Source organism: Psychroserpens sp. (assembly GCF_045105015.1).
Lineage (GTDB): Bacteria > Bacteroidota > Bacteroidia > Flavobacteriales > Flavobacteriaceae > Psychroserpens.
This window is the reverse complement of sequence record NZ_JBGCCX010000177.1, coordinates 1-12404: the sequence shown is the minus strand read 5'-3', so window position 1 is coordinate 12404 and position 12404 is coordinate 1. Positions and strand designations below refer to the sequence as shown.

9 protein-coding genes and 1 pseudogene are annotated in these 12404 nt (G+C 32.4%); 8 read left to right on the top strand and 2 right to left on the bottom strand.

The features are described 5' to 3' along the window. From AB8B90_RS13520 to AB8B90_RS13495, 6 genes and pseudogenes are all read left to right on the top strand, one after another. A pseudogene (locus AB8B90_RS13520) lies at positions 1-124 on the top strand (pantothenate kinase); the annotation flags it as partial. Further along, complete coding sequence (locus AB8B90_RS13515) at positions 124-1434, top strand: OmpP1/FadL family transporter (RefSeq protein WP_405337904.1); 1311 nt, start codon at positions 124-126, stop codon at positions 1432-1434. The pseudogene AB8B90_RS13520 and the gene AB8B90_RS13515, both read left to right, overlap by 1 nt. A gap of 15 nt (positions 1435-1449) precedes the next feature. Next, positions 1450-2832: a tetratricopeptide repeat protein gene (locus AB8B90_RS13510; protein WP_405337901.1), complete on the top strand. Its 1383-nt coding sequence runs from the start codon at positions 1450-1452 to the stop codon at positions 2830-2832. After that, positions 2833-3405: an LPS export ABC transporter periplasmic protein LptC gene (gene lptC / locus AB8B90_RS13505; RefSeq protein WP_405337899.1), complete on the top strand. Its 573-nt coding sequence runs from the start codon at positions 2833-2835 to the stop codon at positions 3403-3405. 239 nt (positions 3406-3644) lie between these two features. Then, positions 3645-4934, top strand: a complete 1290-nt coding sequence (locus AB8B90_RS13500) for a hemolysin family protein (RefSeq protein ID WP_405337896.1) — start codon at positions 3645-3647, stop codon at positions 4932-4934. Between the two features lie 170 nt (positions 4935-5104). Continuing rightward, positions 5105-7258, top strand: coding sequence for a SurA N-terminal domain-containing protein (locus AB8B90_RS13495; RefSeq protein WP_405337893.1), 2154 nt, complete (start codon positions 5105-5107; stop codon positions 7256-7258). Positions 7259-7309: 51 nt separating this feature from the next. On the opposite strand, the gene AB8B90_RS13490 is transcribed toward AB8B90_RS13495, so the two are convergent. Both AB8B90_RS13490 and AB8B90_RS13485 read right to left on the bottom strand, forming a co-directional pair. Further along, positions 7310-8254, bottom strand: coding sequence for a GYDIA family GHMP kinase (locus AB8B90_RS13490; RefSeq protein WP_405337890.1), 945 nt, complete (start codon positions 8252-8254; stop codon positions 7310-7312). Between the two features lie 3 nt (positions 8255-8257). Continuing rightward, positions 8258-9556: a hydroxymethylglutaryl-CoA reductase, degradative gene (locus AB8B90_RS13485; protein WP_405337887.1), complete on the bottom strand. Its 1299-nt coding sequence runs from the start codon at positions 9554-9556 to the stop codon at positions 8258-8260. A gap of 196 nt (positions 9557-9752) precedes the next feature. Here AB8B90_RS13485 and AB8B90_RS13480 point away from each other — a divergent pair, with 196 nt between their 5' ends. Then, a complete protein-coding gene (locus AB8B90_RS13480) occupies positions 9753-11324 on the top strand; it encodes a peptide MFS transporter (protein ID WP_405337884.1) in 1572 nt (523 codons plus the stop codon). A 73-nt stretch (positions 11325-11397) separates the two neighbouring features. Then, positions 11398-12404, top strand: a 1007-nt coding sequence (locus AB8B90_RS13475; RefSeq protein ID WP_405337881.1) for a peptide MFS transporter, incomplete at its 3' end; no start/stop codon positions are given.

Genomic DNA, 12404 nt, shown 5'->3' with positions numbered 1-12404 from the left:
AACAGTTATTTTAACAGGTGGTGATACCAATTTCTTGTCTAAACAATTAAAAAATGGCATATTTGCGAATTCAAATTTTCTTTTAGAAGGTTTGAATTTTATTTTAGAATATAACTCACAATAATGATAAAAAAACTTGTAATAGTTTTCGTTGCTTTTTTTGCATTACAACTCAATGCTCAAGAAGGTACAGCTTCTCCATATTCTTTTTATGGAATAGGGTCTTTAAAATTTAAAGGAACTGTAGAAAATAGAAGCATGGGTGGATTGAGTATTTACACAGATAGTATTCATGTAAACTTAAGAAATCCTGCAGCTTATGTTAGTCCGAATTTAAAAGTGTTTAATGATGAAAATCGACCAGTAAAATTTTCAATTGCGGCAAGTCACAATAGTATAAATTTAAAAGCAAATTCCGGTAGTGAAAAAACAAGCACTACCACAGTCGATTACATGGCTATGTCAATGCCATTAGGAGATAAGTTAGGCTTTGGGTTGGGAATATTGCCTTATACCTCTGTAGGATATAAACTAGAGAATGTAAATGCCAGCAATGAGATTGCTAACAGGTATAGAGGAGAAGGTGGTTTAAATAAAGCTTTTTTGGGATTGGGATATCGAATCACTGATAAGCTTAGTTTAGGAGTTGATGTCAATTATAATTTTGGAGCTATAGAGAATACTGCAGTAGAGTATCTTTACGATAATCAAGGGAATCCAATACTCTATCAATCAAGAGAACAAACTAGATCTGAGTTGAGTGGTCTGAATCTTAACATTGGATTAACTTATAAAACAATGATAAATGAGAAACTTGAACTGCAATCCGGTTTGACATATTCTCCTCAGAGTGATATAACTTCAAGAAATACACGTTCGTTTGCTTCAATTGTTACTAATGCTCAAAGTGGACAAGAAAATGTTGTTAACTCTATTGATGCTGATTTAGCTGCTTTGGGCCTAGACATGACAGACTTAACTTTGCCTTCTAGATTATCTTTCGGAGCTGGAATTGGTGCTCCAAGAAAATGGTTTTTAGGACTAGAGTATACTTATCAAAATACGAGTGAATTTTCTAATCCAATTGTTAGTATTGACAATGCTAATTTTGTTGATGCGTCTAATATTTCTTTAGGAGGTTTCTTTGTGCCTGATTACAATTCTTTTTCTAGCTACTGGAAAAGAGCAACTTACAGGGCTGGAGTGCATTTTGAGAACACCGGTTTAGAGATAAATAATGAGCAAATAAATGAGTTTGGCATATCTTTTGGAGTTGGTTTACCAGTTGGGAAATGGTTTTCAAATGCTAACCTTGGATTAGAAGTCGGAAGACGAGGAACAACCAACCAAAATTTGATTCAAGAAAATTTTGTGAATTTCCAACTTAGTTTATCTCTAAATGATAGATGGTTTGAAAAAAGAAAATATAACTAACGTAAAATGAATACAATGAAAACGAGAATTATTTTAATATTAGCTTCTTTATTCTTAACAGTAAACATTGGTTTTGCGCAACAAGATGAAGAGTGCATGCTTAACTTAACGATGATGAGTGATTTCGTTAAGAGTAAAAAATATGACGAAGCTTACGAACCTTGGATGAAAGTAAGAAATAAGTGTCCAAAGTTTAGTTATGCAATATATGCCTACGGAGAAAAAATCCTAAAGCATAAAATTAAAAATTCTACAGGTCAAGAAAAATTAGATTTTATTACTGATATGATGCTTGTCTGGGATACAGGAATGGAATTGTATCCAAGTAAATATGATTTAGGAGAAGTTCTTTCAGATAAAGGGTTGTTGATGTATGATAACCAAAAAGAAATGAGCTTAACAAATCAACAAATTTATAATGCCTTTGACAAAGCTTATACTCAAGACTTGAAAAACTTTACAAGTGCTAAAGGCTTGTATGTTTATTTTACTAAAATTGTTGATTTGTTTAAAGCAGAACAAGCACCTATTCAAGATGTTTTCAATAAATACGATGATGTTTCTGAGCAATTAGAAACGATTAATGCAAATTATACAGCTAAGCTAAATAAGATTATTGAGAAGGAAGAAGCAGGAACAGCTTTAAGTAAAAACGAAAAAAAATATAAAACATTTTACCAAAAGTCACTTGAAGCAAACGATAAAATCTCTGGAAGTTTAGATACGTACCTTGGGCAATTAGCAAATTGTGAAAATTTAATTCCATTGTATCAGAAAGACTTTCCAACTTACAAAAATGATGCTGTTTGGTTAAAAAGAGCTGTAAGTAGAATGTATAATAAAGAATGTACTGATGATCCATTATATGTTGAGTTGGTAAAAGCATATGACGCAACAGCACCTTCAGCAGATACTAAATATTTTGTTGCTACAATACTTTACAAACAAGGTAAAAATAGTGAAGGTGATAATTACATCAAGCAAGCTTATGAGTTAGAGACTGATGTATTCAAAAAAGGGCGATTAGCAAAGAAAATTGCTAATGGTTATAAGAAAAGAGGTAGTTATGGTGCTGCTAGAAAGTATTACAGAGAAGCCTTAAAGTTGAATCCTTCAGACGGAACACCTCACTTACAAATTGCATCTATGTATGCTAAAAGTGCAAACAAATGTGGCGATACAAACTTTAATAAAAGAGCCGTGTTCTGGTATGCTGCTCAAGAAGCTTTAAAAGCTGGTAGAGTAGATCCAAATATGAAAAAAGCAGCACAACAAGCCGCTAATTCATATAACGCTAATGCGCCAACTAAATCTGAAATTTTTGAAGCAGGTAATGCAGGAACAACAATTACTATTGGTTGCTGGATTGGAGGAAGTGTAAAAGTTCCTAATCTATAAATGAAAACAAAGTTTTTACATATAAATATATACATAGTCACAGCAATTGTTGTGACTATGTTTTTTTCATGTAAAAACAATTTTAAAGAAGTTCAGCAAATTGGAATACTGCAAAACCAGCCCATTGGAGAAGCAAAAAATATCGATTTAAAATATACCGAAGCTGAAGATATTAATGGCAAAGTAATAGCAAATTTGAAGAGCCCTAAAATGTTAGATTATTCTAATAGAAGCTTTTCTTTTTCAGAATTCCCAGATGGTGTACACTTATCACTTTATGATGAAAATGGAGAGAAGAATGTCATCCTAGCAGATTATGCAATCGTGTATAATAAGACTGATTTAATCGATTTACAAGGAAATGTGATCCTTATCACTCCTCAAAATGACAGTCTTTTTGCAGAGCAATTATATTATGATCAAAAAAAAGAATGGTTATTCACAAATCAAGAAGTGAGATTAAAATCTGTAACTTCTAATAGTGGTCGAGGAAATATTTTTGACTCTGACACTAAATTCAAAAATTACACGATTCTTGAAGGAAGTGGTGATATGCTTTTAAAAGATCAATAGTTTAGTAAAACATCTCTATCTTTGTAGCAAACATTCACATTTCAAATGAAGCTACTTCAATTTTTTCAATACGTATATCTTTTTTTCGCAGTACTATTTATGTATGATGGTATTGTAAGTTGGAATGATGGATCAAATAGATCTATTATTTCTTTTGTTTTTGCTGCCTTATCAATATTTATGTTTTTCTTTAGAAAACGTTTTAGAAAAAAATTCGACGACAAGAATACTAAATAAGTATGGACTCAAGCATCCTTGTCATTATTTTAATGTTACTCCTCTCTGCCTTTTTCTCAGGTATGGAAATTGCTTATGTTTCGTCAAATAAAATTCATATTGAGATCGAAAAAAAGCAAGGTGATTTTCTTGCTAGAATCTTAACTCGTTTAACAGCAAAACCTTCTAAGTTTATTGCCACAATGCTTATTGGTAATAACATTGCATTGGTATTGTATGGTTTTGTAATGGGAGATGTTTTGGTAGATTGGTTTGAATCTAAACTTCCATCAGATTATCAGATTATTAACTATTTGTTTGATGAGTTAAATCTGCTTACACAAACAGTTATTTCCACAGCTGTGATTTTGATTACAGCCGAGTTTTTACCAAAAGTTTTTTTTCAAATTTATGCGAATTCATTTTTAAAAATTTTCGCATTTCCTGCGTATTTGTTTTACCTGTTATTTTGGTTTTTATCATCTTTTGTGATCTGGATTTCAGATAGAGTTTTGAAAACAATTTTTAAAACTAATGGTGATGATATTCAATTAGCAATGACAAAAGTAGAACTAGGAAATTATATTACAGAGCAAATGCAATCAGTTGAAGAACATGATGAGGTTGATAGTGAAATTCAAATCTTTCAAAATGCCTTAGAGTTTTCCGATGTTAAAGCTCGAGAAGTTATGGTGCCTCGTACAGAGATTATTGCTGTAGATGTTAAAGAATCTATCAAAAAGATAAGCACAATGTTCATCGATAGCGGATTATCCAAAATATTGGTATATCAAGACTCGATTGATGATATTTTGGGATATGTGCATTCGTTTGAGTTATTTAAAAAGCCCAAATCAATAAAGGCTATTACATTGCCTGTTGTTTTTGTGCCAGCAACCATGTTGGTTAAAGATGTGCTTAATATTCTTACTAAAAAGCGAAAAAGTATTGCAGTTGTTATTGATGAATATGGTGGAACTGCTGGTATCATGACTGTTGAAGATATCGTGGAAGAACTTTTTGGTGAAATTGAAGATGAACATGATAGTGTTGAATTAACTGAACAAAAAAATGATGATGATCACTTCATGTTTTCTGCTCGATTAGAAGTTGACTATATCAATGAAACTTACAAATTAGACCTTCCTGAAGGGGAAAACTACGAAACACTTGGTGGTTTAATTGTTGACGAAGCCGAAGAAATTCCACAAGAAGGCGATATAGTAACTGTTGGTGCTTTTAGATTTAAAATATTAGAAGTGTCTTCTACCAAAATTGATGTAGTAGAACTGCATATTATTGAAGTTGATTAGATGCTCAAATCCAAAATATTAATAGTCAGTATTTAACCGATTAAATTTGACGCTCATCTAAAGTCATCGATTAGCCTTATTATTTAAGTAATAAAAACATAATTCTACTTTTATTATTTGATAGAAAATGGTATTTTCGCCCACTTATTATTAGATAAAATATACATAAAATGGCAGTTTTAAATAAAATTAGACAACGTTCTTTGTTTTTGATCCTAATCATTGCACTAGCATTGTTCTCATTTGTACTTACCGATTTGTTTAGAAATAGTGATGCTCTTTTTGGAGGTTCTCAAGATGTGGTTGCTACCGTAAATGGTACAAACATTAATAGAACAGACTTCATGAATAGAGTTGAACAAATGCAAAATCAGTTAGGTCCAAATTCAACGTCAACTCAAGCAATGAATAGAGTTTATGATCAAGAAGTTAGAAAAGCGATCATGGCATCTCAATTTGATAATCTTGGTTTAAGTGTTGAACAAGATCAAATGAAAGATTTACTTAAGCAAAGTTTCTCTAGTTATCCAGAACTTCAAAATGAAGAAGGTGTTTTTGATGAAAACAAACTTACTGAGTTTGTAAATAACCTTAAAGCTCTTAACGGACAAAGTGCTCCTTTAGGAACATTTCAAATAAACTATCAACAATGGGTAACTACTGAAAACAATATCGCCTTAGGTGCGCAAGAAAGAGCCTATTATGCAATGGTTAAATCAGGAGTTAATGCAACTTTAGGTGAAGCTGAAGTAGATTATATGTTAGAAAATGCAACAAGAGATTTAAACTATGTGCAAGTGCCTTTTACTTCTATCGCAGATAGCTTAGTTGAGGTTTCTAAAGCAGATATTACTAAATATATAAGTGAACATAAAGATAAGTATGAAGTTGAAGCTTCTAGAGATATCAGTTTTGTTGAGTTTAAAGAAGTAGCAAGTGTTGAAGATGAAAATAACCTTAAAGCTGATTTGATCAAATTATTAGATAATCAAGCAGTTTTCAATGAAACAACCAACAATACAGATACAATTATTGGTTTAAGAAATACAAAAGATATTGAAAACTTTGTCAACTCTAATTCAGATATTACTTATAATGATGCATTTGTAACTAAATCTCAACTGCCTAAAGTTGCGGCAGATACAATTAATAATACTCCTGTTGGTGGGATTTACGGTCCATACAAGGACAACGGATACTATAAGTTATCTAAAGTAGTTGCTGAAAAACAATTACCAGATTCAGTTAAAGTAAGACATATCTTAATTCCTCATATTGGTGCTCAAAGCGCGCAGCCAGATGTAACTAGAACTCTTGAAGACGCAAGAGCATTAGCAGATAGTATTAAAACTGTTGTGACTAATAATGCTTCTAAATTCCCTGAATTAGTGACTGAATTCTCATCTGATCAAGGAAGTGTTGCTAATGGAGGTGAGTATGATTTTCACCCAATTACTCAAATGGTAAAGCCTTTTAGTGATTTTGAATTCCAAAATAATGTTGGTGATATTGGAGTAGTTAAAACTGTTTTCGGTTTTCATATCATCGAAATATTAGATCAAAAGAATAAGTCTAGAGCTATAAAAGTTGCTACAATAGCACGTAAGATAGAGCCATCAGAAAAAACAATTGATGCTACATTTACTGAAGCTTCTAAATTTGAATTGGCTTTACAAAAAGAAGATTATCAAGAAGCAGCTAAATCGAGAGAATTAACTGTAAAACCTGTTAATGGAATTAAAGTTCTTGATGAAAACATACCAGGTCTTGGAAGTCAAAGAGCAATTGTACGTTGGGCTTTTGAAGATGGAACTAAAGTAGGAGACTACAGACGTTTTTCAATTCCTAGTGGTGGTTATGCAGTAGTGCAAGTTGTTAAGGCATCTAAAAAAGGATTAATGGATGCTGAGAGTGCTTCAGCTACAGTTCTTACTGAGATTAGAAATGCAAAAAAGGCAGATATGATTATAGATGGCATTACTGGAACTACTGTTGCAGAGATTGCAAAAAATCAAGGTAAAGCTTCTAGCAGAGCATCAGCTGTAAATATGAAAAACCCAACATTATCTGGAGCTGGCGCAGAGCCAAAGGTTGTTGGTGCTGCTTTCGGATTAGAACAAGGTGGAGTATCTAAACCAATTGTTGGGAATAAAGGTGTGTACGTAGTAGAAGTTACTAAGGTAAACGAAACAACTACATTAGATAATTACCAAGCTATTGCTAATCGTTTAAGCACCACTAGAACTAATGCTGCCCAAACTAAAGTGTTTAATGCTTTAGAAGAAACTGCAAATATGGAAGATAATAGAGCTAGATTTTTCTAGTACATTTATTTGAATATAAATAGAAAAAGCTCCGCTATTGTGGAGCTTTTTCTATTTTAAAACCATTTGATGGTAAGCGATAACCGTTGAATATCCTTTGCTGTTAAAATAGCTAGTTGGATTATACTTTGAAGCGACTAGAACAAAATCACCACCCCAAGCACCTAGACTTTTTATGCTTCCATTAAAGTCACCAAACAATTGTGTTTTAATAGGTTTTTGATTGATGATTTTTGAAACAATCTGTTCATGACGATTCATTAGTTTTTGGAATTGTTCTAACGAATTACAAGCAATCATGTCTTGCGTAATACTAGTAACAGCTTCTATGTCTTTAGTTAAATCAGAAGTATTTAATCTATACTGCGCAATACCATCTCTACTATTTTGTTTCTGATTTAAATACACAAAATATAAGTGGCTTTTAAATGACGGATTGAAGTTTACAGTTTTGATTTCTCTTTTTTTGTCATGCTTAACTTGGTTAAGGATTTCATTATGATTAATCTGATAAGTTAATGCTCCTTCAGCCTCGGCACAAGCAACATCATAACCACTACCACCAAAAGTTAATTCGAGTAATTCATACGGATCAATATTTGCCCATTGCGCAATATTGTTGATTAAAGTAGAAGAGGTACCCAAACCCCAATTTTTTGGAAACTCAAGGTGAGTTATAACTTCATAGCCTTGACTTTTATTCAAAAACATAGGATTGAGACTTTTTGCAGCATTTAATATTTGAACTAATCGATTAGAAATAGAATCATCATTTTGAATTTGCTTCAGAATCTCATTATTTTTAATTTTAAATGTGCCTTCAAACCAAAGTTTTTTGTTGTCGTCAAAACTCTTCCATAAAAGCATTGGCTCTTCAGTAGGCTTGATTATTAAGCTTTGGCCAAATCTAGTTGGTACTGCTAAAGATAGAGCACCATCAAGTACTAGGTATTCACCTGTAAGTAATAATTTTCCGTGACTGTGATTGTGTTTCACTGGTTATCTTAAGGCTTTAATGGCTTCAACAACAGCACTGTGTGTAACTGTATTGGTTTTAAAATGTGCTATTAGTTTTTCTTTTTCTTCTGAAGAAGCCTCAAACTGATTCAAAATATTCATTAAATGCATTTTCATATGTCCTTCTTGAATACCAGTTGTTGTTAAAGACCGTAACGCTCCAAAGTTTTGAGCTAATCCAGCAACAGCCACAATTTGCATTAATTCTTTAGCTGAAGGCTTGTCAAGCATTTCTAAAGCTAGTTTTACCAAAGGATGTAAACTGGTCAGTCCTCCTACAGTTCCAAGTGCTAAGGGAATTTCCATCCAAAATTTAAATACACCATTAGTGACTTCAGCATGTGTTAGGCTTGTATACTTACCGTTTTTTGAAGCATAAGCATGAATGCCAGCTTCTACAGCTCTAAAGTCATTTCCTGTAGCTAAAACAACTGCATCAATACCATTCATGATGCCTTTATTGTGAGTTACTGCTCGGTAAGGTTCTATCTCTGCAATTTTAACTGCTTGAATAAATTTTTCAGCGAAATCTTCGGGAGCTATGTTTGGGTTTTCAGTTAGTTCTTCAACTTTACAACTTACTTCTGCTTTAACAAGACAGTTTGGTACATAGTTTGACAAAATACTCATTACTACATTTAAATCGCCTTCTAAAGATCCTTCTGATTCACGTTTGAGAGTAGATGCAAATTGCTCTAAGCAACTATTGATAAAATTTGCACCCATAGCATCAACAGTTTCGAACGTTGCATGAAGCTGATAGTAACTTTTGAGATCTTTAGTTTTGTTTTTAAGCTCAATATCTAGTATACCACCACCACGTTTTTTCATACTCTTGGTAATAGTCTCGGTGTCTTCAAAAAATTTAGATTTTATCCCATTAAAAAAGAGAGTTAAATCATTAGTGCTTCCATTATAAGTAAAATGGACTTGACCAATTTTTGTAGTAGAGATGACTCTAGCTTTAAAACCACCACGATCATACCAGAATTTTGCAGCTTTACTTGCTGCGGCAACGACGGAACTTTCTTCAATAGCCATTGGTATTGTATAAGTTTTCCCGTTAATTAAAAAGTTTGGTGCAACCCCAAAAGGAAGATAGTAGTTGGTAATAGTATTTTCTATAAATTCATCGTGCAGTTGCTGAAGTTTATCATTTTTATTCCAATATTGCATCAAAATGCTTTTAGCATTAGTGCTATTTGAAAAGTGCGTCTCAACAATCCAATCAATTTTTTCAGATTTTGATAATTTAGAAAAGCCAGAAATCGTTTTATGCATTAACTTGAATTTAAGTATACAAAGATACTATTCTTGTCTGTAATTCTCTTTAGAGTTATCAGTATTGCACATTTAACTGTTAATAGTTAGGGTTTTTTGCTTAATTTTTAGTAAACTTGACATATTTTTATCAAAAAATAGCGCGATTCTTGATGTGATTTCAAGAACAGAAAAATACTAACTAACACTAATTTTTATGTCATCGACAACACTTAAACCTAACCAAAGAGAACTTTGGGGACATCCAATTGGATTATATGTTCTTTTTTTTACTGAAATGTGGGAACGCTTTTCATATTATGGAATGCGAGCACTATTAGTTATCTATATGATAGCCCAAGCTAATCATGCAGATGGTCCTGGTTTAGGCTGGACGAAACTTGAAGCGTATCAATTATATGGCTGGTATGTTATGTTGGTTTATGTGATATCAATACCAGGAGGTATTTTAGCAGATAAGGTTTTAGGGCAGAGACGAACTGTCATGCTTGGAGCAATTATATTGTGTCTAGGACATGGTACTTTAGCAATAGAAGCAGATTGGGCTTTCTTTACTGGTTTGGCTCTAATTATTTTAGGAGTTGGTTGTTTGAAGCCTAACATCTCTACAATGGTTGGAGGACTATATAAAAAAGGAGATATTAGACGTGATAAAGGATTTAGTATTTTTTATATAGGTATTAACTTAGGGTCTTTATTAGCAACATCTATTATTGGAATTGTCGTAGCACAATGGGGTTGGCATGCTGGTTTTGGATTAGCAGGAATTGCAATGGTATTTGGCTTAATAGTATATGTTTGGGGACAAAAATATATTAACCATGTTGGAAATAAACCTACAGTTGAAGAAAAGAAAAATGATATTTCATTAGAAAAAATATTTTCAAATATTTTTAAATCTCCAGTTCAACTAATAATTTTCATAATTTTAATAGCACTATCTCTATACGCAGGCTTTACATTTGAAGGTGTTGATCATTGGGGTTACGGCGCATTATTCATCTTTCTCTCATTTGTAGTTGGATTATTAATGATGATTTTTAAAAGCTTAGAAACTCAAGTATTAAAAGATCGTTTCTTAGTATTATTACTTTCTTTTTTATTAGTTATTGTGTTTTGGGGAGCTTTTGAACAAGCCGGAGGATTAATGAGTGTTTATACTGAAACTAAAACGGATAGAATGTTATTTGGATATTTGATACCTACACCAATGTTTCAAGGATTAAATGCTGGGTTTATTATTCTATTAGCAGTTTGGATAGCCAATATTTGGGCTAAGCGTAAACTGAAGAATAAAGAAGCTTCTTCATTGTTCAAAATGGCTACTGGAACTATTATCATGGGTCTAGGTTTTGTGTTCATGATTTTTGCTGTTAGAGAATATGATGCTAATGGAAGCTCAGGAATGCAATGGTTAGTTTTAGCCTATTTATTTCATACTATCGGTGAATTGTGTTCTTCTCCTGTTTCTCTATCTTTTGTTACAAAATTAGCGCCAGTTAAATATGCTTCTTTAATGATGGGATTATATTTTGCTGCGACAGGATTAGGAGGTAAGGTTGCTGGGATTTTAGGTGAAAAATCTGAGCATTTTGGTGAATACACTATTTTTACTGGTATTGTTATTTTTACTGTCGCTTTTGGTTTACTGGTTATCGCATTACTAAAACCTTTAAAACGTCTAACACATGGCGCTGAAGATAATGAACGTTTAATTCATACTGACGAAGCTGAAGGATTCGAGCTCGCTGATTCTGATAATAACTAATAATTATATATAATAACAAACCCTTGTAAAAGCATTTACAAGGGTTTATTGTTTTAACTAAACTCTCTATTTTATGAATACTGATATCGAAAACCTATTTAAAGACAAAGTCATTGGACATCCTGCTGGACTGTTTGTAATTTTCTTTACTGAAATGTGGGAGCGTTTCTCATTCTATGGAATGCGAATCTTACTAGTCCTTTTTCTTACTGCTCCACTTTTAAGTGATAATCCAGGCTGGGATTGGCCTAGAGAACATGCGCTTTCACTTATTGGAACTTACGGTTCGCTGTTATATTTAACTCCCATTGTTGGTGGTTGGTTAGCTGATAAGTACACAGGCTATAAATGGGCGATTATTATAGGTTGTTTTATTATGATGCTAGGCCATGCAGCTATGGTTATTGAAACACCTTGGTCTTTATATTTAGGTTTAGCATTATTAATTATTGGTACTGGTTTTTTTAAGCCAAATATGACCTATATGATTTCTGAAATGTATAAAGGGAAAGAGTCAAAAAAAGATGGTGCTTATACCATCTATTATATGGGAGTTAATGCTGGTGCATTCTTCGGAATGATGCTTTGTGGTTACTTAGCAGAAAATGTAGGATGGAGTTATGGGTTTGGATTGGCAGGTATTTTTATGCTTTTAGGTTTAATTCAGTTTTATTTGGCTAGAGAATTATTTGGTCAAATTGGAGAGCGTCCTTCTAGAGTTCATGAAGTGGAGCTACCACAAAATATAAATGAAGAAAGCCCAAAAGAGCACGAAACTAATGTAGTTGAAAAATTAAACCCTTTTACAACAGTAGATAAGGTTTTAATAGCATTATCTTCATTGGGAGGATTTTTATATTTAATAAACGATCCATTATCTAAAATTGGGAATATCAATTTTTTAGATTTTAATATTGGAGGCTTAGATGGTTCAAATGCTACTGTTTTATTGGCTTTAGTCTTATTTTTATATCTAATTATAACAAGAATATCAAGATATACACGTGTTGTAAGAGATAAAATTATTGCAGTCTCAGTCTTCGGGATTTTTACTGTTATCTTTTTTGCTTCATTTTTATA